This window comes from Emcibacter sp., from assembly GCF_963675455.1.
Taxonomy (GTDB): domain Bacteria; phylum Pseudomonadota; class Alphaproteobacteria; order Sphingomonadales; family Emcibacteraceae; genus Emcibacter.
This window is the reverse complement of the sequence record NZ_OY776217.1, coordinates 2,774,411-2,800,762: the sequence shown is the minus strand read 5'-3', so window position 1 is coordinate 2,800,762 and position 26,352 is coordinate 2,774,411. Positions and strand designations below refer to the sequence as shown.

The 26,352-nt window shown below is 52.2% G+C and carries 23 protein-coding genes; all 23 read left to right on the top strand.

Going from position 1 to position 26,352, the window contains the following annotated elements:
* Positions 1 to 1,926 carry an NADH-quinone oxidoreductase subunit L gene (gene nuoL / locus ACORNT_RS12955; protein ID WP_321391541.1) on the top strand — a complete coding sequence of 642 codons (1,926 nt, stop codon included), beginning with the start codon at positions 1 to 3 and terminating at the stop codon, positions 1,924 to 1,926.
* Positions 1,927 to 1,929: 3 nt separating this feature from the next.
* Positions 1,930 to 3,447, top strand: a complete 1,518-nt coding sequence (locus tag ACORNT_RS12950) for an NADH-quinone oxidoreductase subunit M (RefSeq protein ID WP_321391538.1) — start codon at positions 1,930 to 1,932, stop codon at positions 3,445 to 3,447.
* 15 nt (positions 3,448 to 3,462) lie between these two features.
* On the top strand, positions 3,463 to 4,923 hold the full coding sequence (gene nuoN / locus ACORNT_RS12945; RefSeq protein ID WP_321391533.1) for an NADH-quinone oxidoreductase subunit NuoN: 1,461 nt from the start codon (positions 3,463 to 3,465) through the stop codon (positions 4,921 to 4,923).
* Positions 4,924 to 4,926: 3 nt separating this feature from the next.
* A complete protein-coding gene (locus tag ACORNT_RS12940; RefSeq protein WP_321391530.1) occupies positions 4,927 to 5,694 on the top strand; it encodes a biotin--[acetyl-CoA-carboxylase] ligase in 768 nt (255 codons plus the stop codon).
* Positions 5,695 to 5,722: 28 nt separating this feature from the next.
* A complete protein-coding gene (locus tag ACORNT_RS12935) occupies positions 5,723 to 6,496 on the top strand; it encodes a type III pantothenate kinase (protein ID WP_321391527.1) in 774 nt (257 codons plus the stop codon).
* Entirely contained in the window at positions 6,489 to 8,171 is a 1,683-nt protein-coding gene (locus ACORNT_RS12930) for a ribonuclease J (RefSeq protein ID WP_321391524.1), read from the top strand. The genes ACORNT_RS12935 and ACORNT_RS12930 overlap by 8 nt, the downstream gene beginning before the upstream one ends.
* 16 nt (positions 8,172 to 8,187) lie before the next feature.
* Positions 8,188 to 8,592, top strand: coding sequence for a methylmalonyl-CoA epimerase (mce, locus tag ACORNT_RS12925; RefSeq protein ID WP_321391521.1), 405 nt, complete (start codon positions 8,188 to 8,190; stop codon positions 8,590 to 8,592).
* 8 nt (positions 8,593 to 8,600) lie between these two features.
* Positions 8,601 to 8,843 (top strand): DUF1467 family protein, encoded by a 243-nt coding sequence (locus ACORNT_RS12920; RefSeq protein ID WP_321391519.1) that lies wholly within the window; start codon positions 8,601 to 8,603, stop codon positions 8,841 to 8,843.
* 342 nt (positions 8,844 to 9,185) lie between these two features.
* Complete coding sequence (locus ACORNT_RS12915; RefSeq protein WP_321391517.1) at positions 9,186 to 9,578, top strand: hypothetical protein; 393 nt, start codon at positions 9,186 to 9,188, stop codon at positions 9,576 to 9,578.
* An 80-nt stretch (positions 9,579 to 9,658) separates the two neighbouring features.
* Complete coding sequence (gene proS, locus ACORNT_RS12910; RefSeq protein WP_321391515.1) at positions 9,659 to 10,963, top strand: proline--tRNA ligase; 1,305 nt, start codon at positions 9,659 to 9,661, stop codon at positions 10,961 to 10,963.
* A gap of 8 nt (positions 10,964 to 10,971) precedes the next feature.
* Positions 10,972 to 12,228: a lipoprotein-releasing ABC transporter permease subunit gene (locus ACORNT_RS12905; protein ID WP_321391514.1), complete on the top strand. Its 1,257-nt coding sequence runs from the start codon at positions 10,972 to 10,974 to the stop codon at positions 12,226 to 12,228.
* Entirely contained in the window at positions 12,221 to 12,904 is a 684-nt protein-coding gene (locus ACORNT_RS12900) for an ABC transporter ATP-binding protein (RefSeq protein WP_321391511.1), read from the top strand. Before ACORNT_RS12905 ends, ACORNT_RS12900 begins: the two co-directional genes overlap by 8 nt.
* A gap of 121 nt (positions 12,905 to 13,025) precedes the next feature.
* On the top strand, positions 13,026 to 16,541 hold the full coding sequence (dnaE, locus tag ACORNT_RS12895) for a DNA polymerase III subunit alpha (RefSeq protein WP_321391507.1): 3,516 nt from the start codon (positions 13,026 to 13,028) through the stop codon (positions 16,539 to 16,541).
* Complete coding sequence (locus ACORNT_RS12890; protein WP_321391504.1) at positions 16,538 to 17,338, top strand: NUDIX domain-containing protein; 801 nt, start codon at positions 16,538 to 16,540, stop codon at positions 17,336 to 17,338. The genes dnaE and ACORNT_RS12890 overlap by 4 nt, the downstream gene beginning before the upstream one ends.
* A gap of 388 nt (positions 17,339 to 17,726) precedes the next feature.
* On the top strand, positions 17,727 to 18,530 hold the full coding sequence (locus ACORNT_RS12885) for a THxN family PEP-CTERM protein (RefSeq protein WP_321391502.1): 804 nt from the start codon (positions 17,727 to 17,729) through the stop codon (positions 18,528 to 18,530).
* 310 nt (positions 18,531 to 18,840) lie between these two features.
* Positions 18,841 to 19,698: a 30S ribosomal protein S2 gene (gene rpsB / locus ACORNT_RS12880; RefSeq protein WP_321391499.1), complete on the top strand. Its 858-nt coding sequence runs from the start codon at positions 18,841 to 18,843 to the stop codon at positions 19,696 to 19,698.
* Positions 19,699 to 19,785: 87 nt separating this feature from the next.
* The gene (gene tsf / locus ACORNT_RS12875) at positions 19,786 to 20,715 is read left to right on the top strand and encodes a translation elongation factor Ts (protein ID WP_321391496.1); all 930 of its coding nucleotides are present in this window, start codon (positions 19,786 to 19,788) and stop codon (positions 20,713 to 20,715) included.
* Between the two features lie 164 nt (positions 20,716 to 20,879).
* Positions 20,880 to 21,602 (top strand): UMP kinase, encoded by a 723-nt coding sequence (gene pyrH, locus ACORNT_RS12870; protein WP_321391493.1) that lies wholly within the window; start codon positions 20,880 to 20,882, stop codon positions 21,600 to 21,602.
* A 6-nt stretch (positions 21,603 to 21,608) separates the two neighbouring features.
* Complete coding sequence (gene frr / locus ACORNT_RS12865) at positions 21,609 to 22,169, top strand: ribosome recycling factor (RefSeq protein WP_321391490.1); 561 nt, start codon at positions 21,609 to 21,611, stop codon at positions 22,167 to 22,169.
* 14 nt (positions 22,170 to 22,183) lie between these two features.
* On the top strand, positions 22,184 to 22,933 hold the full coding sequence (locus tag ACORNT_RS12860) for an isoprenyl transferase (RefSeq protein ID WP_321391487.1): 750 nt from the start codon (positions 22,184 to 22,186) through the stop codon (positions 22,931 to 22,933).
* Between the two features lie 36 nt (positions 22,934 to 22,969).
* Positions 22,970 to 23,746, top strand: a complete 777-nt coding sequence (locus ACORNT_RS12855) for a phosphatidate cytidylyltransferase (protein ID WP_321391484.1) — start codon at positions 22,970 to 22,972, stop codon at positions 23,744 to 23,746.
* Between the two features lie 11 nt (positions 23,747 to 23,757).
* Positions 23,758 to 24,939, top strand: coding sequence for a 1-deoxy-D-xylulose-5-phosphate reductoisomerase (locus ACORNT_RS12850; RefSeq protein WP_321391481.1), 1,182 nt, complete (start codon positions 23,758 to 23,760; stop codon positions 24,937 to 24,939).
* A 10-nt stretch (positions 24,940 to 24,949) separates the two neighbouring features.
* A complete protein-coding gene (gene rseP, locus ACORNT_RS12845; protein WP_321391477.1) occupies positions 24,950 to 26,323 on the top strand; it encodes an RIP metalloprotease RseP in 1,374 nt (457 codons plus the stop codon).
* Positions 26,324 to 26,352 lie beyond the last annotated feature (29 nt).

The following is a 26,352-nucleotide window of genomic DNA, read 5'->3' as shown; positions in this document are numbered from 1 at the left end:
ATGTATCAGACAATTGTCTTCCTGCCATTGATAGCCTCTTTCATCGCCGGATTTTTTGGCGGAAAGATTGGTGATCGTGGTGCCCAGATCGTGACTTGCGGCGGCCTGATTATCTCTGCCGCGCTGTCCTGGGTAGCCTTTTTTAATATTGCCCTGGGTCATAATGTGGTCCATGTCGAAGTTCTTTCCTGGATTGTCTCTGGTGACTTCGACCTGAGCTGGGCGTTCAAGATCGATACCCTGACGGCTGTTATGCTTGTTGTGGTGACCACTGTATCGTCACTTGTGCATGTCTATTCTGTCGGATACATGAGCCATGATCCGGATATTCCGCGCTTCATGTCCTATCTGTCGCTCTTTACCTTCGCCATGCTGATGCTGGTGACTGCCGACAACTTCCTGCAGATGTTCTTCGGCTGGGAAGGCGTGGGGCTTGCCTCATACCTGCTGATCGGCTTCTGGTACAAGAAACCGTCTGCCTGTGCCGCCGCCATCAAGGCTTTCGTGGTCAACCGTGTCGGTGACTTCGGCTTTGCCCTTGGCATCTTTGCCATCTTCATGACGTTCGGCTCCGTGGACTTCGACACGGTTTTTGCCGCCGTGCCGAGCATGCAGGGACAGACCATTCATTTCCTGAACTGGGAATTTGATCTCATCACCACCATCTGTATCCTGCTGTTCATTGGCGCCATGGGTAAATCGGCCCAGCTTGGTCTTCACACCTGGCTGCCGGACGCCATGGAGGGCCCGACCCCTGTGTCCGCCCTGATCCATGCCGCGACAATGGTAACCGCCGGTGTCTTCATGGTGGCCCGCTGTTCGCCAATCTTTGAATACAGCCCGACAGCGCTGACTGTGGTCTGTGTGGTCGGTGCGTCGACAGCCATCTTTGCCGCCACTATCGGTGTGGCCCAAAATGACATCAAACGGGTGATCGCCTATTCCACCTGTTCCCAACTCGGCTATATGTTCTTCGCCCTTGGCATTTCCGCTTACGGCGCGGCTGTGTTCCACCTGTTCACGCACGCCTTCTTCAAGGCGCTGCTGTTCTTGGGCTCCGGTTCCGTGATCCACGCCATGAGTAACGAGCAGGACATGCGCAAGATGGGCGGCCTGTGGCGGAAAATCCCGGTGACGTTCACCCTGATGACCATCGGGACCCTGGCGCTGACCGGCTTTCCCTTCTTTGCCGGTTATTATTCCAAGGACATGATCATCGAGGCGGCCTTTGCTTCCCATAGCCCGGTCAGCCAGTATGCCTATGCTATGGGTGTTCTCGCGGCCCTGTTCACGAGCTTCTACAGCTGGCGTCTGGTCTTCATGACCTTCTTCGGCGAAAGCCGGGCCAGCAAGAAAGTCCAGGACCATGTCCATGAAAGCCCGCAGGTCATGCTGATCCCGCTGTATGTTCTGGCGGCTGGCGCTTTGTTTGCCGGTTATCTGTTTAGCGGAAACTTTATCGGTCATCATTATGACGAGTTCTGGGGAACAGCCCTGAAACTGGTTGGTGACAATGTCATGATCGAAGCACATCATGTACCGTCACTGGTGGTCTGGTCGCCGTTCATCGCCATGGTGACAGGATTTGCAGTTGCCTGGTACAGCTACATCTACGCGCCGGAAACACCGGCTGCAGCGGCCCGGACCTTCAAATATCTCTACAACCTGTTCCTGAACAAATGGTATGTGGATGAAATCTATGACTTCCTGTTTGTGCGTCCGGCCAAGCGTCTTGGCGTCTTCCTGTGGAAACGGGGTGATGAACAGACGATCGACCGCTACGGCCCGGACGGGGTTTCCGGCTCCGTTGCCGCACTGGCAAGGAAATTCAAGGAAATGCAGACCGGTTATTTGTATCATTATGCGTTCGCCATGCTGGTTGGCGTGGCAGCCATCACCACCTGGTTTATTGTGGGGGGGAACTAAGTCATGAATATTTTTGAGCATTTCCCCTTCCTGTCCTTCATTACCTTCATGCCGCTGATTGGTGTGGTTTTCCTGCTGCTGGTGCGCGGGGACGAGGAACTGGTCGCCCGAAATTCACGTTATGTGGCCCTGTTGACCACTATCGCGACGCTGATTTTCTCCCTTGTCTTGTGGTTCGGTTTTGATCAGACCACAGCCGGTTTCCAGTTTGAGGAACATGCCGCCTGGTTTGGCGGCGGCATCAGCTATTACATGGGCGTGGATGGTATTTCCGTTCTCTTTGTTCTGCTGACAACCTTCATCATGCCGCTGTGTATTCTGGCCAGCTGGGAGGCGATCACCACCCGGGTGCGGGAATATATGATCTGCTTCCTGGTCCTGGAAACCCTGATGCTGGGTGTTTTCTGCTCTCTGGATATTGTGCTCTTCTACCTGTTCTTCGAAGGCGGTCTGATCCCGATGTTCCTGATTATCGGTATCTGGGGCGGACAGAACAAGGTTTACGCGGCCTACAAGCTGTTCCTTTATACGCTGGCCGGATCCGTTCTGATGCTGGTGGCGCTGCTCTATATGTATATGCAGGCCGGCACCACAAGCATTCCGGAATTGATGCAATATGACTTTGCCGTCAGTGCCCAGACCTGGCTTTTCCTGGCTTTCTTTGCCTCCTTTGCGGTCAAGGTGCCGATGTGGCCGGTTCATACCTGGCTGCCGGATGCCCACGTGCAGGCGCCCACTGCGGGATCGGTGATCCTGGCGGGTATCCTGCTGAAAATGGGTGGGTACGGCTTCCTTCGGTTCAGTCTTCCCATGTTCCCGGTGGCATCCCAGGAACTGGCCTGGCTGGTAATGAGCCTGTCCTGTGTGGCTGTGGTCTATACCTCTCTGGTGGCCCTGATGCAGGAAGATATGAAAAAGCTGATTGCCTATTCTTCCGTCGCTCACATGGCTTACGTGACACTGGGGATCTTTACCTTTAACACCCAGGGTGTTGAAGGGGCGATTATTGTAATGCTGGCGCACGGTTTTGTCTCCAGCGCCCTGTTCCTCTGTGTCGGTGTGATTTATGACCGGATGCATACCCGTGAAATCTCCCGTTACGGCGGTCTGGCCAATAACATGCCCAAATATGCCCTGGTCTTCATGTTTTTTACCATGGCCTCTGTCGGGCTTCCGGGTACTGCCAACTTTGTCGGCGAAATCCTGGTTCTGGCCGGCCTGTTCAAGGTCAGCACCTGGGCGGCCTTCTTTGCCGCAAGCGGCCTGATCCTCGGTGCCGCCTACATGTTGTGGCTCTATCGCCGGGTCGTGTTCGGGGAGCTGATCAAGGAAGAACTCAAGGCACTTCTGGACATGAACAAGAGGGAAATCTGGATATTCACGCCGTTGGTGATCTTCACCATCTGGATGGGGGTTTATCCGATTACTTTCCTCGATTTCATTCATGCGTCCGTGGATAACCTGATCCAGAACCATGAAGCCGCCATCAATGCCTTCAACATTGCCGCAAACGGTCAATAGGAAGGGGACAAGGAAATGACAACGACTATGCTTCCTGATCTGACAACTGCTCTGCCTGAAATACTGCTGGCCGTTGGTGCCATGGCCCTGCTGATGCTGGGTGTATTTCGCGGCAACAAATCGACGTCCCTGGTCTCCTGGCTGGCGGTGCTGCTGATGCTTGCGGCCCTTGTCGTGACAGTCGGTGAATCCGGTGGTCGAACCCTGGCCTTTGCCAATATGTTTGTGGCCGACGGTTTCACCACCTTTATGAAAGTACTTGTGCTGATTGCCTCTGCCCTTGCTGTGGTCATGTCGCTGCAGTATTTCCGGGAACTGGACGAGGAACGTTTTGAAATCCCTGTGTTGATGGTCCTGTCCACCCTTGGCATGATGGTCATGGTTTCCGCCAATGACCTGATTTCGCTGTATATGGGGCTGGAACTGCAGTCTCTGAGCCTCTATGTGCTGGCGTCTGTCCGCCGTGATTCTGAGCGGGCGACCGAAGCTGGCCTCAAGTATTTTGTCCTGGGTGCCCTGTCTTCAGGTATCCTGCTGTATGGTAGCTCCATGGTCTACGGCTTTGTCGGAAGCACCAACTTTACCACCATTGCCGAGGCACTGTCCCACAGTGGAGAACATGGTGCCTCTGTCGGCGCCATCATCGGACTGGTGTTTGTCCTGTCCGGTCTGGCTTTCAAGATCTCCGCCGTACCGTTCCACATGTGGACGCCGGATGTTTATGAAGGCGCGCCGACACCAATCACCTCCTTCTTCGCCGTGGCCCCCAAAGTGGCGGCCCTGGCCCTGTTGACCCGTGTTCTGTTCGTTCCGTTTGCGGAAATGAGCGGAAGCTGGCACCAGATCCTGGTCTTCATGGCCATCGCTTCAATGGTCCTCGGCTCTGCTGCCGCCATTGCCCAGACAAATATCAAGCGCCTGATGGCCTATAGCTCCATCGGGCACATCGGGTTTGCCCTGGTCGGACTTGCTGCCGGCACAGAACAGGGAATTTCCGGGCTGATCATATATATGACCATTTATCTGGTGATGAATGTGGGCACCTTCGGCATCATCCTGTCCATGCGCCGTAAGGACGGCATTGTTGAGGAAATAGACGATCTTTCCGGCCTGGCCCGCACCCGTCCGGGGATGGCGGCCACTCTGGCTATTTTCATGTTCTCGCTTGCCGGTATTCCGCCGCTTGCAGGTTTCTTCGGCAAATTCTATGTGTTTGCCGCCGCGATCAAGGCTGATCTGTACCTGCTGGCGGTGATCGGCGTTCTGGCCAGTGTGGTCGGCGCCTTCTATTACCTGCGCATTGTCAAGGTCATGTATTTTGACAAACCGGTGGAGGCCTTCCTGCCACAGAAATCGCGGGAAATGAAGCTGATCACGGTTGTCGCGGCGGTGTTGATTGTCGCCTTTATCCTGCCGCAGGTATCCATGCCGGTTCTGGAAAGCGCACAGGAAGCTGCCAGGGCTTTGCTCTTCTGACCCATGGCTAACGCAAATCATATTCAGATGCCTGAAGGTTTCGGCCTTCAGGCTTTTGACGTTCTGGACAGCACCAACGAGGAAGCCAGGCGGCTGACGGCGCAGAAACCGCAGCAACATATCTGGGTTCAGGCTGATAGTCAGTCGGCCGGTCGCGGCCGCCGGGGGCGGGAATGGGTATCGGAACAAGGCAATCTTTTTTGTTCCCTGCTGTGGAAGGCTGACTGTGACCTGAAAACGGCCTCCCAATTGTCCTTTGTTACCGCCCTGGCTGTACGGGATGTGGTTGCGGACCTGATGCGGTCAGACCTGCGCGTCACCTGCAAATGGCCGAATGATATTCTGGTGGATGACCGGAAGATAAGTGGTATTCTGCTGGAAACGGCGGGCGAGGGGCTTCAGGATCCCGATTATGTGATTATCGGCATCGGCATCAATCTTCAGAATTGCCCTGACGAGACGATCTATCCCGCGACCAGTATCGCACAACAGGGCGGTCAGGCCCTGCAGCCGTTACAGGTCCTGCAGCTTCTGGCAAAATCTCAGGATCACTGGATGGGCGAGTGGCGCAACAAGGGCTTTGCTCATATCCGGAAAGTCTGGCTGGCCCGGGCTAAGGGACTGGGCCAGACGATTACCGTGCGGCTGCCAAACGAGGAAATAAACGGAAGATTTATTGACCTTGATGTTACTGGCGGGTTAAAAGTTGAAACAGAGAATGGAACGCGGATCATTGCCGCGGGTGATGTTTTTTTTGCACCGGCCGGATAACCGGAACTGAACAGTCGAGGAACGACAGATGTTGCTAGCAATAGATGCCGGAAATACCAATATCGTTTTTGCCTTGCAGGACGGTCACGAACTCCGGCACAAATGGCGAATTTCAAGCTCTTCCAGCCGGACGGCCGATGAATATATGGTCTGGCTCACCCAACTGATGAATCTGGAGGATCTCGATCCGTCCATCGTGAGCGGCGCCATTATTGCGACGGTCGTGCCCCAGGCCCTGTTCCCGCTTCAGCTTCTGTGCCGGCGTTATTTTGGTTGCGAGGCCATGGTCGTCGGGGAGGAAAATGTAGATCTCGGGATCGGTATTCATCTCGATAATCCCCGCGAAGTCGGAGCCGACCGCCTGGTCAATGCCGTTGCTGCCCACAAGCTTTACGGCGGACCGATGATCATCATCGATTTCGGAACGGCGACGACCTTTGATATTATTGACGAACAGGGCAATTATCATGGCGGCGTGATCGCGCCGGGTGTGAACCTGTCCATGGAAGCCCTGCATATGGCGGCGGCAAAATTGCCGCGGGTGGCCGTGGAAAAACCGGCAAAAGTCATCGGCAGCGGGACGGTTTCGGCCATGCAGTCAGGTATCTTCTGGGGTTATATTGGCCTTGTCGAGGGGCTTGTTGCACGCATCCGGGCCGAATATGGGAAACCGATGAAGGTGATGGCGACCGGCGGTCTGGCACCGCTTTTCAATGATTCCACAGACATTATCGAAATTGTCGATCAGGAACTGACGACCCGGGGGCTGTTTGAAATATATGACCGGAACCGGAATGACTGACGACAGGAACAGAGACGAACTTCATTTTCTGCCGCTTGGCGGGTCCGGTGAAATCGGCATGAACCTGAATCTTTTCGGGTTCGGGCCAAAGGATCGTCAGGACTGGATCATGGTGGATTGCGGCGTTTCCTTTGCCGATATCTACTATCCCGGTATTGATCTTCTGATGCCTGAAATCAATTTCATCGAGGAACGCCGTGACCGTTTGCTCGGTATGGTGATTACCCATGCCCATGAGGATCATGTCGGGGCCGTGGTCCATCTCTGGCCCTATCTGAAATGTCCCATATATGCGACGCCTTTTACCGCTATTTTGCTTCGTGCCAAGCTTGAGGAGCAGGGGCTTATCGATCAGGTCGATCTCAGGGTAATACCGCTGGGCGGTCAGTTCTCCTTGGGACCGTTTGATGTGGAATATGTTTCGCTCACCCATTCCATACTGGAGCCCAACGCGCTTCGGATCAAAACCCCGCTGGGGACCCTGTTCCATACCGGCGACTGGAAGCTGGATCCTGACCCCCTGATCGGGGAGGCGGTTGATTCAGTGATGATGGGCGCGATCGGAGACGAGGGTGTGCTGGCGCTTGTATGTGACTCGACAAACGTCTTCAATGTCAAGCCGACGGGGTCGGAAAAGGCGGTGCGGGATAGCTTGATCCAGCTGCTGTCTGACAAGGAGGGCAAGATCTTTTGTACGACCTTTGCGTCAAATGTGGTGCGGGTTGAGACCCTTGCCCGGGTGGCCGAGGCCAGCGGACGTCACCTGTGTCTGGTCGGTCAGTCTCTCAAACGCAATGTGGCGGCGGCTCGTGCGGCAGGGTACCTGAAGGATTTCCCGCCGGTTATCGATGAAGATGAGGCCGGTCATCTGCCCGCAAACAAGGTTCTGTTTGTCTGTACCGGCTGTCAGGGAGAGGCCCGGGCCGCCATGATGCGGATTGCCCAGGACAATAACCGCAATATCTCCATCTCCCGGGGCGATACGGTGGTTTTTTCTTCCAAGATCATTCCGGGGAATGAGATGACCCTCGGCCGGCTGCATAATCACCTGGTCGAAAAAGGCGCCGACGTTATTACTGAAAAGGACGCTTTCGTCCATGTGTCGGGGCATCCGGGTCAGAAGGAACTGATCCAGATGTATAACTGGATGAAGCCGGATATCCTGGTCCCCGTCCACGGCGAGCTGCGCCATATGACCCATCAGGCGGAACTCGGCCGCAATCACGGTATTGAAAAAGTTATCGTTCCCCGAAACGGGCACCGGATCAGGCTCGCGCCGGAAGGGCCGGAACTGATTGATGAGGTTGAACATGGATATCTTGCGCTTGACGGCCAGTTCCTGGTTTCCGCCGAGGATGAGGCCATCACCAGCCGGCGTCGTATTATGTACAATGGCGGTCTGGTCGTGACATTGGTCCTGAAACCGGACTTTGACCTGGCCTGTCCACCGGAAATCACCCTGATGGGTATTGTAGATGATGACGAACGGGGGATTACCCCTTATATAACAAAACATATTCTTGACCGGTATGATCGGCTGCCCAACAGGGTCCTGAGAGATGATAATTCCCTCAAAGAGGAAGTCAGAATTGTGGCTCGGCGGTCCTGCAAGGCATTCGGCAACCGCGAAACCGGGCCGGTCACTATAGTCAATATTTTGCGCCCGAACGGGTAACGAGTTGGAGAAGAGAATGATTGGAAGACTGAACCATGTTGCCATCGCCGTACCGGACCTGGAAGCAGCCGCAGCCCTTTACCGGGATACTCTGGGCGCCAAGGTTTCCGAAGCGGTAGATCAACCGGATCACGGGGTAACCACGGTTTTTATCGAATTGCCCAACACCAAGATCGAGCTGCTTCACCCGTTGGGGGACAATTCACCCATCGCAGGTTTTCTGGCCAAAAATCCGTCCGGCGGCATGCATCATGTCTGTTATGAGGTGGACGATATTCACGCCGCAGCCGCCAAGCTGAAGGAAGCCGGACTGCGGATTATCGGTGACGGCAATCCGAAAATCGGTGCACATGGAAAACCGGTGCTGTTTTTGCATCCCAAGGATTTTTGCGGCACCCTCGTTGAAATTGAGCAGGTATAGGATTTTAAATGGGTATTGTTGAACATATCGTCGTCTTTTCCGTTGCCTGGTGGCTGATCCTTTTCATGGTTCTGCCGTTTGGCGTCCGAAATCATCATGAGAGTGGTGAGGAAGGAGAAGATGGCATCGAGATGGCGGCACCGGTTAAACCGAATATCGGCAAAAAAATGCTGATCACTACGGGAATTACCTTTGTGGTCTGGCTCTGTTTCTGGGCAATCATTGAATTCAAGCTGATTTCGCTTGGCTGACCACAAATTTATTATAAGGCAAAAAAAAAGCAAGGCCATGAAGGCCTTGCCGTGTCTTTTTTTTATACGTTTTTCTTCTTTTTTATATGCCCGTATTTTTTTTATTTGGTGTAGGTTTTTTTCCTCCCCAAACTTGGGCCTCCCGTTTGAAAAGAAGTTAGATCAGTCTCCCTCTCTTGTCATCACAAAACTTTAACATATTAAAAATTTTTCTATATTTGTGGCAAAAAAGCAACATACGGTTGTTTGACAGAAATGGTATAAAATATAGATAGATAGAGAGGTGACGTCATGAATTGTGCTTTTTCTGCCACGCTGTTTTTTGCTCTTTTTATGGTTAACATGGCATATGCAGACAACCAGATCATAGTTGTCGATCACAACATCTGCAGGCAACTTGTTGTGCATGTACCGGATACTGATGTGGAATATAAACCGGGCAAGGATGTTCGGGGAAACAAGGTGGCGCCGGCGGATATAGAAGGTTCACAGGTGGAAATCGGCAGTCCGTCCATATTATTCTATCTGGTACAGGATCTGTCTGAACTGACCGGTAGCAAAATACCGCAGGATTATCCCGGCCTGAGCCAGGACATGATCCTTGGGTATGTGGAAATCAGGGAAGGGGTTGCATATCTTAACGGCAAACCGCTTGGGCCGGAGAAAAACAGAGAACTTCTCTATATTTGCCGGAAAATAAAGTCAGAAAAACTGGTCCCGGAACAGAAAAGATAATTGCACAAGTCTGAAAGCCTGTTAAGAACTAGTAATACACATCCTGAAATAACAAATCATAACGAAAACAAGGTACTGAAATGCGCCTTTCTACATATTTTCTTCCCACGCTGAAAGAAAACCCCAGTGAAGCCCAGGTGATATCCCATCGCCTGATGTTGCGGGCAGGCATGATACGCCAGACAAGCGCCGGTATTTATATCTGGTTGCCGCTTGGACTGAAGGTTTTACGCAATATCGAAAATATCGTTCGTGAGGAACAGAACCGGGCAGGGGCACAGGAACTTCTGATGCCGACCATTCAGTCTGCGGACCTCTGGCAGGAAAGCGGCAGATATGATGCCTACGGCAAGGAAATGCTGCGCATTGTCGACCGGCACGACCGTGAAATGCTTTACGGTCCCACCAACGAGGAAATGATTACAGACCTGTTTCGCAACAATCTGAAAAGCTACAAGGATGTGCCGAAGATGCTTTATCACATCCAGTGGAAGTTCAGGGACGAAATCCGGCCCAGGTTCGGGGTGATGCGTGGCCGGGAATTCCTGATGAAGGATACCTACAGTTTCGATCTGGATGAAGAAAGCGCCCGGGAATCCTATAACAGGATGTATGTGGCGTATCTGCGTACATTTGCCCGTCTTGGTCTGGTGGCCATTCCGGTGAAGGCGGATACCGGCGCCATTGGCGGTGACCTCAGCCACGAATTCCAGATACTGGCGGAAACCGGTGAAAGCACGCTTTATTACGACAAGGCCATTGAAAGTTTTGAACTGCACAAACTGACCGGTGAGATTGATGCGGAAACCATTTCCAGTCTCCAGGGCATATACGCCATGGAGGAGGAAAAGCATGATCCTGCAAGCTGTCCCGTCGCGGAATCTGATCTGCGCACCGCCAAGGGGGTCGAGGTCGGGCATATTTTCTATTTCGGAACCAAATATTCCGAAGCCATGAATGCCCAGGTAACAGGCCCTGACGGGAAAATGGTCAATGTTGAAATGGGGTCCTACGGTATCGGTGTCTCCCGTCTGGTAGGCGCTTTGATCGAGGCCAACCATGATGACAACGGGATCATCTGGCCGGAAGCCGTGGCGCCTTACAAAGTAGGCCTGATAAACCTGCGCGGCAAGGACGAAGCCTGCACAGCGGCCAGTGAGGCTCTGTACCAAAAAATGCTCAATGCCGGGATAGACGTTCTTTATGATGACCGGGATGCCGGCGGCGGGGTCAAGTTCGCCAATATGGACCTGATCGGATTGCCCTGGCAGGCGGTGATCGGTCCCAAAGGGCTGGAAAAAGGTGTCATCGAATTTAAAAACCGGCGGACGGGCGAACGTGAAGAGCTGAGCGAAGAAGAGCTTCTGAACCGCCTGACGGCATAGGGGGAAATATGTTTCAGTCCTTTGAATGGGTGCTGGCCTTCAGATATCTCAGGCTTAAGGGGCATGAGGGATTTATTTCCGTCATCGCCATTTTCTCCCTGGTTGGTATTTTCCTTGGTGTTGCCGCGCTAATCATCACCATGTCAGTGATGGGGGGCTTTCGCGAGGAACTCCTCGGTAAGGTCATTGGTTTCAAAGGACATCTTCTCTATCAGCCGGTCGGCGGCAAGGTCGCCGACTATGATGAATCGGTAAGGCTTCTCTCCTCGGTCCAGAATGTGGTGCATGTTGATCCGATTATTGAGGGTCAGGTAATGGCCTCCTTTGGCGATTATGCCACCGGCGCCATCGTGCGCGGCATGCGTCCGGAAGACCTGAAAGAACGTCCCCTGATCGCCGATAATATTGTCGAAGGCAGTCTGGATGATTTCGGCACCGGCGAACATGATCTGGCTGTCGGCGTCCGGCTCGCTGAAAATTATGGTTTGAAAATCGGGAGCCTTGTCACCCTGATCACGCCAAAGGGCCGGGTCACACCTTTCGGGACGGTGCCGCGGCTGTCCAGTTATGTGATCAAGGCTATTTTCGAAGTGGGCGAATATAATTATGATTCCGGCTATTTCTTCATGCCGCTGGACCAGGCCCAGAAATATTTCAAATACGGCGATACGGTTCAGTATCTGGAAATCACCCTGACGCATCCCGACCTGATAAACGAAACCTATCCCTACGTGGACCAGCGCCTGAAAGCAACCGGCCATCTCGGGCGCCTGATTGACTGGCGGGTGCTCAACCGCAGCTTCTTTAACGCCTTGCAGATCGAGCGTAATGTGATGTTCATCATTCTGACCCTGATTATTCTGGTCGCGGTTTTCAATGTCATATCCACCATGATCATGCTGGTACGCAGCAAGAACAAGGATATCGCCATTCTCAGGACTATGGGGGCGTCGCGATCGTCAATTCTCAAGGTCTTTTTCATCGCCGGATCCATCATCGGTATTTTTGGTACATTACTCGGGGTGCTTGCCGGTATTTTTATTGCCAAAAACCTGCAGGCGATTTCCGACTTTATAGAAGCGACCACCGGAGCCGAGGTCTGGAATGCAGAGATCCGTTTCATATCCGAGATACCGGCCATTATTAATCCGGGCGAAGTGATTGCAGTGACGATTGTAGCCTTGACCCTGACGTTTCTGGCGACCCTCTATCCGGCCTGGCGGGCGGCAAAGACCGATCCGGTGGAGGCACTGCGTTATGAATAAAACTCCTATTCTGCAGCTTAAAGATATTCATCGGCATTTCTTTCAGGGGGGGGAGGACCTCCATATCCTGAGAGGAATAAATCTGGAAATTAACCCAGGTGAAACCGTTTCCCTGGTCGGGGCGTCCGGCGCCGGTAAATCCACGTTGCTGCATATCACCGGCCTTCTGGAAAAAGCGGACAAGGGCGAAGTCATCATCGACGGGCAATCCTGCAATGGCCTGTCCGATATTCGCCGGACCCGGATTCGCCGCCATGAAATCGGTTTTGTCTATCAGTTCCATCATCTTCTGCCGGAATTCACAGCCCTGGAAAATGTGGTGATGCCGCAACTGATCGCCGGTGTCGGCACTAAAAAAGCCCGCGACCGGGCGTCGGAACTGCTTGGCAAGATGGGCCTTACGGAACGTCTGACACACCGTCCGTCGCAGCTTTCCGGCGGGGAACAGCAGCGGGTGGCCATCGCCCGGGCCCTGGCCAACAGGCCAAAGCTTCTGCTTGCTGACGAACCGACCGGCAACCTGGACGAGGCGACCGGTGGCGAGGTTCTGCAAATTCTGCTGGACCTTGCCCTTGAAGAGGGAACGGCGGCTTTGCTTGCCACCCACAACAAGGAATTCTCCAAGAGAACCGGTCGTTGTGTCACCTTGAGGGACGGAACACTGCACAATAGCTAGTTCAGAGGTGCGGATCAGCTATTCAGTCTTTACAGCTCCCATAGCGAACAGTATCTTTGTGGGGCCGCTCCCATGACCGGCATCAACGGGTTCTTTCAATAATTTTTTCTATCGGGCAGGAATGGAAAACAACAGCTTTATTCATCTGAGATTGCATTCTGCCTATTCGCTTTCCGAAGGCGCAATTCACGTAAAGGCTCTGCCAAAACTCTGTGCCCAGCATCAGATGCCGGCTGTGGCCATCACTGACACCAATAATATGTTTGGTATGCTGGAAGCCTCCCTTGTGCTTCCGGATTATGGAATTCAGCCCATTATCGGCTGTTGTCTGTCTGTGACCCACGGGCCGGAAGATGTGCCGGCCATGACAAAAAGGCCCGATCCCGGCTCAGTTGTGCTGTTGGCTCAAACTGAAGAGGGATATCACAACCTGATGGAAATTGTCAGTCAGGCCCATCTGGATTCCGAAGCTCACGAGATGCCGCAGGTTGGTCTGAGCCAGCTGGTTGGCAAAACCGAGGGCCTGATCTGTCTGTCCGGGGGAGCGAAAGGGCCGATCGGCAAGTATCTTCTGGAGGACGACCTTGAAAAAGCAGAAGAAGTCACTCGCAGACTGATCAACTTGTTTCCTGACCGGCTTTATATGGAACTGATGCGGCATGGCATGAGTGAGGAAGAGCTGTGCGAAGAACGCCTGCTTGATCTGGCCTATGATTATGACATTCCGCTGGCCGCGACCAATGATGTGCACTTTCCTGTCCGCGATATGTATGCCGCGCATGACGCCTTGCTGTGTATTGCCGACGGGGCCTATGTGGAGCAGGACGACCGTCGCAAGATGACCCCGGAGCATTATTTCAAGTCGCCCGCGGAAATGGCCAAACTGTTTGAAGATCTGCCGGAAGCCGTTGCCAATACCGTTGTGATTGCGCGACGTTGTGCCTTTCGGGTGCCGACCATAGATCCTATTCTGCCGAAATTCACGGTTGATGAGGAAACATCAGAGGCGGAAACCCTGCGACAGTTTGCCCGCAAAGGGCTTGAAGGACGTCTTGAGGCCCATGTATTTACCGGCGAGGAAACCGACGAGGAGCGTGCGGAAAAGGCAAAACCCTATTTCGACCGGCTTCAGTACGAGCTGGATATCATTATTCGCATGGATTTTCCCGGCTATTTCCTGATCGTGTCCGACTTTATTCAATGGTCCAAGGATCATAATATCCCCGTCGGTCCGGGGCGAGGATCGGGCGCCGGTTCCGTTGTGGCCTGGGCGCTGCTGATCACCGACCTTGATCCCCTGCGGTTCAGCCTGCTGTTCGAGAGGTTTCTCAACCCGGAACGTGTGTCGATGCCGGACTTTGATATTGATTTCTGCCAGGACAAGCGTGATCAGGTGATCCGTTATGTGCAGGATAAATACGGGCACGACCAGGTGGCACAGATTATTACGTTCGGTAAACTGCAAGCCCGCGCTGTGGTGCGCGATGTTGGCCGTGTCTTGCAGATGCCATACGGGCAGGTGGACCGGCTGTCAAAAATGATTCCCAGCAATCCGGCAAATCCCGTGACCTTGTCCGAGGCTCTGGAGACGGAGGAGCGGCTTCGGGCGGAACGAAAAAACGATCCGACCACAGCCCGGCTGATTGACATGGCCCTGCAGCTGGAGGGGCTTTTCCGCCATGCCTCCACCCATGCTGCCGGCGTTGTGATCGGCGACCGGCCTTTGCAGAAACTGGTCCCGCTCTATCGCGACCCGAAGTCGGACATGCCGGTCACCCAGTTCAATATGAAATTTGTGGAACAGGCGGGGCTGGTCAAATTTGACTTTCTCGGCCTGAAAACCCTGACTGTTCTGGCCAAGGCCGTGGAAAATATCGCTCCGCGGGGCATTGATATTGACCTGTCCAAGGTGCCGCTTGATGACAGGCCGTCCTTTGAACTCATGGGGCGAGGCAAAACAGTCGGCGTGTTCCAGCTGGAAAGTAGCGGCATGCAGAATGTGCTGCTGCAGATGAAACCTGACCTTTTCGAGGATATCATCGCTGTGGTGGCGCTTTATCGCCCCGGTCCCATGGACAATATTCCCAAATATATTGCCTGTAAACACGGCGAGGAAGAGCCGGATTACCTGCATCCACTGCTGGTTGATGTGCTGAAGGAAACCTATGGTGTGATCATTTACCAGGAACAGGTGATGCAGATCGCCCAGATCCTGGCTGATTATTCCCTGGGTGAAGCCGACCTGCTGCGTCGCGCCATGGGCAAGAAGATTGCCGCGGAAATGGACAAACAGCGGGAACGGTTCCAGGAAGGGGCCGACAAAAAGGGCGTTGATCCCAAACAGGCAGCCCATATTTTTGATCTTGTGGCGAAATTTGCCGGCTACGGCTTTAACAAATCCCATGCGGCCGCTTATGCCCTGGTGGCGTATCATACCGCTTATCTCAAGGCCAACTTCCCGGTCGAGTTCATGGCAGCGATCATGTCGCTGGACCTGAATAACACGGACAAGCTGCAGATTTTCAAGGAAGAGCTGAAAAGTCTGCATATACCGATTCTGTCGCCGGACATTAATAAATCCCATGTGGAATTTTCTGTCGAAGTGGTGGAAGGCGAAAAAGACGAAGAAAATACCGGTGGAGCCAAAGGGGATGGAGTGTTGCGCGGTGTGCGCTATGCCTTGGCCGGTCTCAAGAATGTAGGATCATCGGCCATGGAAGCTCTGGTGGCTGAACGGGAAAAGAACGGCCCGTTTAAAAGTCTGGAGGACTTCTGCGCCCGTATCGATACCCATCATATAAACAAGCGGGCGCTGGAGAATATGGCGCGGGCAGGGGCCTTTGACAGTATCAATTCCAACCGGGCCCAGGTGTTCCAGTCAGTTGAAATGCTTATGAAACAGGCCAGTGCCGCAACCCAGGCCCGGAACAGCGACCAGGTCAGCCTGTTCGGGGACGTGGTTGATGAGCCGAAAATTGCGTTACCTGATGTCAACGACTGGCCTCTGATTGACCGGTTGAACTATGAACGGGATGCCATCGGCTTTTATCTGTCGGCTCACCCGCTGGATGCCTACGACAAAGTGCTGGCCCGCCAGAAAGTGGTGCCGTCAGCCCAGATCGAAGCGAGGGCGACTGGTAAAGGCGGTATCGTCAAGCTGGCAGGAACCATTCAGAATCTTAAGGAAAAGAGATCTCAACGCGGTAATAAATACGCTTTCCTGGGGCTTTCGGATGCCCATGGTGCCTATGAGGTCACCCTTTTTTCCGAAATCCTCAATGCCAAACGGGATATGCTGACGGCCGGAAATTCTGTCATTATCACCGCCGAAGTGCGCAAAACTGATGAAGGCGCCGTCAGATTAACAGCCCAGGGTATTGAAGCCATTGACCAGGTGGCGGCCCGGACTGCGAAGGGACTGGAGATATTCGTCGAGAATGAAACCTCCCTGTCCGCTGTAAGGGAAATTCTCCAGCAGCACAAGGGAGGTAAAGGAACGGTCACCTTCAAGATCAAGGTCGCGGATGACGATGAGTTCGATGTAGATATTGAACTTCCGGAGGGATATGTGATTTCACCCTCGGTCCGGAATGCCATCGTCACCATGAGGGGGATTATAGAGGCACGGGAAATATGACAGAAAAATCAGTCAAAATTGTTGAACCAGCGGATTCCGCCACTGTTATTCTTGTACGCGATGGCGCGCAGGGCCTTGAGGTCCTGATGGGCATGCGCCACGGCAATATCAAATTTGGCGGCGGGGCCTATGTATTTCCGGGCGGCAAGGTTGATTCCCGGGATGAAAAGGCCGAACTGGAAATGACGGCCACCGATGCGCAGAGGCTGCCGGAACAGTTCCGCGGATTTCGTTTTACAGCCATTCGTGAGGTTTTCGAGGAAACAGGGCTCATTATTGGCAAAATGAACCAGCAGCCGCTGAGCGAAGATCAGCGCCGGGCCATAGACGAAAAATACCGGGACCTTGTGCATTATGAGGGGATGTGCCTGCTCGACTTCCTTCGCGAGACCGGGGTTGAGCCGGATCTGGAAGCCTGCGTGCCCTTTGCACACTGGATCACACCAATCGTCCAGCCAAAACGGTTTGATACCCGTTTCTTTGTCTGTAAGGCCCCCAAAGGTCAGGTGGCCAAGGCCGACGGACAGGAAATCGTTGATCTGATCTGGGCGCAGCCACAGGACGTCATTGACCAGGCCGAAGGTACCTTGATGTTTCCTACCTTGATGAATTTAAAAAAAATTTCCGGTTATGGGACAGTCCGGGAACTGTTGGACGATATCTCAGGTCAGAAAATTATCACTGTTCTGCCGGAAATAAGAAAAAATGAGAAAGGTGAAATCCGTATTATCGCTGAAGAGGCAGGATACGGAAGTGTGGATCAGAAAGATATTCATCCCGGTACTATAAATACTTAGCAATAGATTTGTCTGCCCGGCAATTGCCAGGATTTTTGGGGGACTGTCGGTATTTTTTACAGTTAAGAATATCGGAATAATAGCGACATAAAGACCTAAGTCGTTAAAAATAAACATAAATTATGATTTTCAAGAGACTTTTAGCGAAAAATGCCTGAAATTGGTGTCGATATTCTTTACACAATTGAGGGGTGGTTATTTGGTGAAAAAGTTAAGGTATTGAAATTATTGAAGAATTAAAATTGGCACGCTACTTGCTTATAATGAAACCGTTATCGGATAAAGCGGCCTGGGTCGTGGAACGAATAGTTGAGTAAATATAGATTTTTAATTTTCGATGTATGGTTGCCAATGAGCTGCACTCATACGAACATCACAGGAGGTTATTGTGAGAAGCAATAAAATAATTTCCCTTATCACTGGCGCAGTAGCAAGTGTTGTGCTTATGGGCTCTGCCAACGCAGCAACCATGATCACAGAATGGAACCTTACAGCAGATGCATTCTTCGCTGACGAAACCGGCGATCCGGGTGCCATCATTGTTAACAATGGCGATTATATTTCATGGGGCGGTGAAGACGGACGTCAGAGCCACTTGGTGATTGGTGATCAGTCTGGTTACGACGGTACAACACCGGCTGCCAACGCAAACGGTCATACTGAAGTAAACGGTATCATGACAAATGGCGGCGCAGAAATGGCTGCAACCCTGACACACGTAAACAATGTGATCTCAGGCGGTACTTCACTGTCAACCGTAACAATCGTTGACTCCATCAACCTGACAGCTGTTACTCCTGCCGGTTTCGCACTCGGCCCGGTTGTATTCCCGCTGTTCATCGAGTTCCAGGAAACACCGAACGTTGAAGATACATGTGTTGATGCTGCCGTAAGCGTCTGCGATGACATCTTTGTTCTGACCAATCCTGGTAACCTGGCCTTCAGCTTCATTGAAGACGGTTACAAATACACCGTTACTCTGGATCTTGGCCTGGATACATTCCTGGACAACGATGCTTGTATCGCTGCCGGTGCTGAGCCTGGTTGTCAGGGCTTCCTGACCGAAGAAGATGCTTTCACAACACTCTTCACTTCAGTGTTCATCACAGCCGAAGAAGTTTCCGAGCCTGCAATGCTTGGTCTGCTCGGCCTGGGTCTGGTCTTCGCCGGCCTGCGTCGCCGCAAAGCCTGAGGCTTAGATCATACTCCTCCGGTTTTATAACTAAGCCGGATTGAGAAAAGAACAAACGTGAGCGGTTATTATAAATAGCCGCTCACGCTTTGTTTTCAGGGCTGCCTTCACTCCGGATGGCGCCTTTTTCATTTTTATGTATTTTTCGCAGAATTTGGTGATTTTACCCTTGCCATTTCCTGAAAAACGTCGTACTACGCGGCTACTTCACACGTGGGTTTTTAGTTTGCCTCCTACATATTGAGGCCGACTTTCCGGTGTCTTGACAGACCGATGCCCACGGAGGATTAACCGGAAAAGGAGAATTAACATGGCACTGCCTAGCTTTACCATGCGTCAGCTTTTGGAAGCTGGTGTACATTTTGGCCACCAGGCCCACCGTTGGAACCCTCGTATGGGCGATTATATCTTCGGTGTACGCAACAAAGTTCATATCATCAACCTGTCAATCACTGTTCCGCTTCTGCATCGTGCAATGGAGCAGGTACGTGACGTTACTGCTTCAGGCGGTCGCGTGCTGTTTGTCGGTACCAAACGCCAGGCTTCAGGCCCGATTGCGGACGCTGCCAAACGTTGCGGTCAGTATTTTGTCAATCATCGCTGGCTCGGCGGCATGCTGACCAACTGGCAGACAATTTCCAACTCAATCAAACGCCTCAAGACCCTGGAAGAACTCCTGAGCCAGGAACATTCCGGTCTGACTAAAAAGGAAATTCTGCAGCTGACCCGTGAGCGGGACAAACTGGAACGGTCCCTTGGCGGCATCAAGGACATGGGCGGCCTGCCCAATGTTATTGTTGTGATTGACACGAACAAGGAAGAACTGGCCATTCAGGAAGCCAAAAAGCTCGGCATTCCTGTTGTTGGCATTCTCGATACAAACAGTAATCCCGAAGGTGTGGATTTCCCAGTTCCGGGGAACGATGACGCTACTCGTGCGATCCAGCTCTATTGCGACCTGCTTGCTGACTCTGTTCTGGAAGGTATCCAGCAGGAACTGACACAGCAGGGTGTTGACCTTGGTGCAGAGGAAATCCCCGTTGAGCCGGCTTTGGCTGCTGAAGAAGAGACTGCAGAGGCACCGGCTGAAGAGCCTGCTGCCGAAGAAGTAGCTGCTCCTGTCGTGGAAGCAGCTGTAGAAGCTGCGGAAGAAGAAAAAGCTTCTTAAAAAATTCATTGGAATTGCCGGTTCCCGACAGCTATGGGTGGAGGGAATCGGCATTGATTTTTATTCCGAAAATTTCAAGGAAAGAAAATGGCTCAAATTACTGCTGCATTGGTGAAAGAACTGCGCGACAAAACCGGCGCAGGCATGATGGATTGTAAAAAAGCTCTGGCTGAAAATGATGGCGATCTGGAGTCTTCTGTAGACTGGCTGCGTCAAAAAGGTATCGCCAAAGCCGAGAAAAAAGCTGGCCGCGTTGCTGCTGAAGGTCTGGTGGCCGTGGCTACTTCCGGAACCTCCGGCGTTGCCGTTGAGGTCAACTCCGAAACCGACTTCGTTGCCCGTAACGAGCAGTTTCAGGCTATGGTGAAAAATATTGCAGGCGTTGCACTGGCTAACAAAGGTGACTTTGATGCAACTCTGAACGCCGCGTACCCTGGAACTGGTCGTACCGTTGGCGAGGAAATCAAGGAAGCTATCGGAACAATCGGCGAGAATATGAATTTCCGCCGCTCCGTCGGACTGAGCGTTAACAAGGGTATTGTTGCCTCATATATCCACAGCGCTGTGGTCGATGGTATGGGCAAAATTGCCGTACTGGTGGCCCTGGAATCTGAAGCTGATGAAGCTACGCTCAACACTCTTGGCAAGCAGATTGCCATGCATGTAGCCGCAACAGCACCGGCTTCCCTGTCAGTTGAGGATCTTGATCCCGAACTGCTTGAGCGTGAGCGCAATGTATTGATCGAGCAGGCCCGTGAATCAGGTAAACCTGACAATATCATCGAGAAGATGATCGAAGGCCGGATCCGTAAATATTACGAGGAAGTCGTACTACTGGAGCAGACATTCGTTATCGATGGTGAAACCAAGGTTTCTAAAATCATCGAAAATGCTGCAAAATCTGCCGGTAAGGACATTAAACTTGTCGGATTTGTTCGTCTTGCTCTCGGTGAAGGTATCGAGAAGGCAGAAGAAGATTTTGCTGCTGAGGTTGCTGCGACAGCCGCCGGCAATTAATTCAAGTCATATTTCGGGCCCATTTGCCGCTCACTATGTTGTGGGACGGGCAAATGGGCCCGTTTTGTATATTCTTCATGGACTTATCAGTGTCCGTGATGCAAGATGTGCGAAAATAGAAACGTGCATATAATTTTGAAAAAACTTCTACAGGTGTCTGCAAAATGTCCGAAGATCCCCAATATAAAAGAGTACTTCTGAAACTGTCTGGTGAAGCACTTATGGGATCACAGGAATATGGCATAGATCCCCAGACGGTGAAACGCATAGCGGAAGAAGTAAAAGCCGTTACCGAACTCGGGGTGGAAGTATGCCTGGTTGTTGGCGCAGGAAATATTTTCCGGGGAATGTCCGGTGTCGCCAGTGGCTTTGACAGAACCTCCGCCGATCATATGGGCATGCTGGCGACAGTCATGAATTCACTGGCCATTCAGAATGCCCTGGAAAAGATAGGTGTTGATACCCGGGTGTTATCGGCCTTTCCAATATCTTCTGTTTGTGAACCCTATATCCGTCGGCGTGCCATGCGGCATATGGAAAAGGGCCGGGTTGTGGTTTTTGCCGCCGGTACCGGAAATCCATTTTTCACAACGGATACCGCCGCGGCCCTCAGGGCGGCGGAGATGAACTGTAATGCGTTGCTCAAGGGAACCCAGGTCAACGGTGTTTATACAGCAGATCCCAAAATTGATCCGACCGCGGAAAAATATGATTCCCTTACCTATCAGGATGTTCTAACACGCAATCTACAGGTCATGGATACCTCTGCAATTGCACTTGCGCGCGAAAATAATATCCCCATACTTGTGTTTTCTATTCATGAACCTGGTGAATTTGCCCGTGTATTGAAGGGCGAGGGACAATTTACAATTATACGTCAGGAGTGAGGCAAGATGTCGTCTGAATTTAACATTGATGATTTGAAGCGGCGCATGAACGGCGCTATCGATAACCTGAAGACTGAATTTTCCGGACTCAGAACGGGCAGGGCGTCCGTAAATCTTCTGGACCCCATTGTTGTGGATGCCTATGGTTCAACTTTGCCGCTTAACCAGGTTGGTACGGTCGCCACGCCGGAATCCCGCATGATCAGTGTGCAGGTATGGGACAAGACCCTGGTAGGCGCGACGGAGAAAGCTATTCGCAATGCAGGGCTGGGTCTAAATCCGATCGTTGATGGCCAGAATCTGCGTATTCCGATACCGGAACTGAACGAGGAACGACGCCAGGAATTGTCCAAGGTTGCCGGTAAATATGCGGAACAGGCGAAGATTGCCGTGAGAAATGTGCGTCGTGACGGCATGGATAGTATCAAGAAGCTGGAAAAAGACGGCGAAATTAGTCAGGATGAGCAAAAGAGTTTTGGTGAGCGGATACAGAAACTGACCGATAGCAAAGTTGCTGAAATCGATGAACTGACGGCGGCAAAAGAAAAAGAAATCATGCAGGTCTGATTAGGGATTTCCTTATGCTGGTGGCTGAAGAGGCAGAAACAATTACTGAATTTGGCGGGATGCCGACCCCTCCGTCCCACATCGCCATAATTATGGACGGTAACGGACGCTGGGCCAAAAAACGCCTGCTGCCAAAAGTCGCCGGACACCGCAAGGGGGCTGAAGTCGTCCGAAAGTGTGTAAAGGAATGTTCCCGGATCGGGGTCAAATATCTGACCCTCTATGCATTCTCCTCAGAGAACTGGAAACGGCCGGAAGATGAGGTCAAGGATCTCATGGGGCTGTTGAAGCATTATCTGAATAATGAGATTGATCAGCTGAATAAGCAGAATGTGCGGCTTCGCTTTATTGGCGGTCGGGAACGCCTGAGCCCCGCAATTAATGAACTGATCGAAAATGCGGAAAAGAAAACAGGCGCCAACACGGGGCTTCAGCTGATTTTGGCGCTCAATTACGGTGCCCAGTCAGAAATCGTCATGGCTGCCCGGGAGCTGGCCCGCCAGGTCGCGGAAGGCTCGCTTTCTCCCGATGATATCGACGAAGGCATGTTTGCCAAACACCTCTATTTGCCGGATATTCCAGACCCTGACGTTATTATACGGACCAGTGGCGAGCAGCGTCTGAGCAATTTTCTCTTGTGGCAGGCCGCCTATTCAGAATTCATTTTTGTGGAAACGCTCTGGCCGGATTTTACAGAAGAGAGCATTGCCGAGGCAATCTGCGAATACCATAAACGCGAAAGGCGTTACGGGGCGCGTCCCTGATGATCAACTGAGCTAAAGTCAGGGCCTTTTCATATAATGAACAATCTGTTTTTGAGAGTTTTATCCGCCCTGGTCATGTTGCCGGCAGCTGTTGCCCTTATCCTTTTCGGCGGATGGCCTTATGTCGGCGTGGTCATATTGCTGTCCATACTGGTTCTACAGGAATGGAATATGATTACCACCGGCAAGTGGCTTTCCCCGCTTTTTGTTGTGCAGGCGGCCGGTCTTCTGGCGCTTGGGGTGGTTCTGAATCTTTATCACGAATTCTCATTTGTTTATGTCGCCATTTACCTTGCTGCAGTTCTCGCAGTTTCCCTCGGAACCGGAAACGGATATAAGCTTGCGTTTGCCGGCGCTTTATATGCGCTGTTGCCAGCCTTGTCTTTGATCTGGCTGCGGGAATTTATTCCCGGCGGCGCCTATATTATTCTCTGGTCGATGATTACTACCTGGTCAATGGATACGGGCGCCTATTTTGCCGGTAGGAGAATCGGCGGCCCTAAAATGTCTCCCCGGATCAGTCCCAATAAAACCTGGGCCGGGCTGATCGGCGGAGCCTTGCTGGCCCTGGTTACCGGCACCATGTCGGCCGAATATTTCGGTTTTGCGCCGTTGTTCCAGTATGCCGCGGTTGCGGTGCTTCTTGCCATCTGGAGCCAGATTGGTGACTTGGCGGAATCTGCCCTGAAAAGAAAGTTCAATGTCAAAGACTCCGGTGCTATTATCCCCGGTCATGGCGGAATCATGGACCGTGTTGATGGTATTTTATTCGTGATGCCGGTGGTCGCCCTGTTTCTGTTTTTCGGGGCTTAAGGAGAATATTTATGGAAGCATCGCTTCAGCCGGACAATAAAAAAATAAGAACGGTATCTGTGCTGGGGTCGACCGGATCAGTCGGGTGTAATACTCTTGATCTGGTGCAAAGATATCCTGATCAGTTTAGAGTCATAGCCCTGACAGCCAACAGAAATTTCAAGGACCTGGCCGAACAGGCGATCCGTTTTAATGCCCGAATGGCCGTTGTTGCGGATACTGAGTGTTATCACCAACTGAAAGAGGCGCTTTCCGGCACCAATATTCAGGTCGGGGCAGGGCCGGAGGCGCTGATCGAGGCGGCCTCACTGCCGGCGGACTGGGTTATGGCATCGATCGTCGGGGCAGCCGGTCTTGAGCCGACGCTGAGCGCGATCCGGCGGGGGGCAATCGTCGCCCTTGCCAACAAGGAATGCCTGGTTTGTGCCGGCGATCTGGTGATGAAGGAAGTTATCGAGCATAATGCAACTTTGCTGCCAGTGGATTCAGAGCATAACGCTATTTTCCAGGTATTTGATTTTGAGCAGCCAGAGAAAATTTCCCATGTCACCCTGACGGCCTCCGGCGGCCCATTTTACCAGATGAGTCTGGAGCAGATGGCCGGGGTGACACCCAAGCAGGCTGTAACCCATCCAAACTGGGACATGGGCGCCAAAATTTCGGTCGATTCCGCGACCATGATGAACAAGGGCCTGGAGCTGATCGAGGCGTATCATCTTTTTCCCGTGTCGAAAGATAAGATTGAAATTATTGTCCATCCGCAATCTGTTATTCACAGTATGGTTTCTTATGTGGACGGGTCGGTTCTCGCGCAACTGGGATCTCCGGACATGCGGACACCAATCTCCTATACTCTGGCCTGGCCTGAGCGCATCGGCACGCCGGCAAAGCAGCTCGATCTCGCGCATTTGGGCCGTCTGGATTTCTTTGAACCTGACATGGCAAGGTTTCCGGCCCTGAAACTTGCAAGAGAAGCATTGCAAACCGGTGGAAGTGCGCCTACTATCCTCAACGCTGCCAATGAAATTGCTGTTCATGCATTTCTGGAGGGGAAAATAGGGTTCCTGGATATATCCGGGATTGTTGAAAAGACGCTTGAAGTTATGGGCTCGGTAGAGCTGAAATGTCTGCAGACGGTGCTTGAGATTAATCAGGAAGCGCGCAGAATATCAGCAGGGTTCATAGGAAACTAGAAGACGGAATATGGAAGCTCTATTTTCTTTTCTTTATTATGGCATTGCCTTCGTTATTGCTTTGTCGCTGTTGGTGTTTGTCCATGAATGGGGACATTATTTTGTCGCCCGCCTTTGCGGCGTGAAAGTGGATGTATTTTCGATCGGCTTTGGTCGCGAAATCTGGGGCAGGACTGACAAAAACGGCACCCGTTGGAAAATCAGTTATATTCCGCTTGGCGGCTATGTAAAATTTTTTGGCGATGCCGGAGCGGCAAGTACGCCCGACGACTCCCTGCAGGATATGACGCCCGAGGAAAAAAGCGTCGCCTTCCATTATAAACCGCTATATCAGCGGGCCGCTATCGTGTTTGCCGGTCCGTTTGTAAATATAGTGTTTGCTGTGCTGATTCTGGCATCCTTTTTCGCATTCCTGGGACAACCCTATGTGCCGCCGGTCGTGGACAAGGTGGTGCAGGACAGTCCAGCGGAAAAGGCCGGATTTCAGGTTGGAGACGAAATTCTTTCCATGGACGGCAGAGAGGTTTCCAGTTTTCGCGACATTATGCTCAATGAAGTCATGAATGTGGGCACGGAAATCGAAGTGGAACTTCTGCGGAACGGCGTTCCCATGACGCTATTCGTAACTCCGCAATTTGTCGACGCCAAGGATATGTTTGGCGATCCAATCAAGCTTCCTCAACTGGGTCTGAGCCACAATATCCTGATCGGTGGCGTTTCCGAGGACAGCCCGGCCGAAAAGGCCGGATTGTTGGCGGGTGACAGACTTGAAACCATCAACGGTCAGGTGATTACAAGTTATCGGTTTCTCCAAGATACCATCAGGGACAATGATGGCCGCCAGGTCGTTATTGGTGTCATACGCGACGGCCTCGAAATGACGTTCGAGGTAACCCCGCACATGCAGACCTTTATAGATAACGGTGAGGAAAGAACTGCGCCGATTATCGGGATTACCCGGGCATTTGATATTGAGATCAAGGATCTTGGCATTTTCGAGTCAATCTGGGCGGCGATGGCTGAAACCAGGGATATTGTCGAAAGGTCCTTCCTTGGATTGTGGCAGATTATCAGCGGCGACAGGTCGACCAAGGAACTGGGCGGACCAATTAAAATCGCCCAGATCGTCAGTATCTCGGTGGAAGAAGGGATTCTTTCCTATATTAATATCATTGCCATGATTTCGATTAATTTGGGTATTATCAATCTCCTGCCGATCCCGATGCTGGATGGCGGGCATTTGCTATTTTACGGGTTTGAAGCTGCTTTGGGCCGAAAATTAAGCGAAAGAACGCAGGAATTTGGATTTCGTATTGGATTAGTGATCATTCTTGGGTTAATGATATTCGCGACAATGAACGACTTAATGGGGTTGGCAGGCTAACTGGCCTGGATAATATAATAAACAGGAAA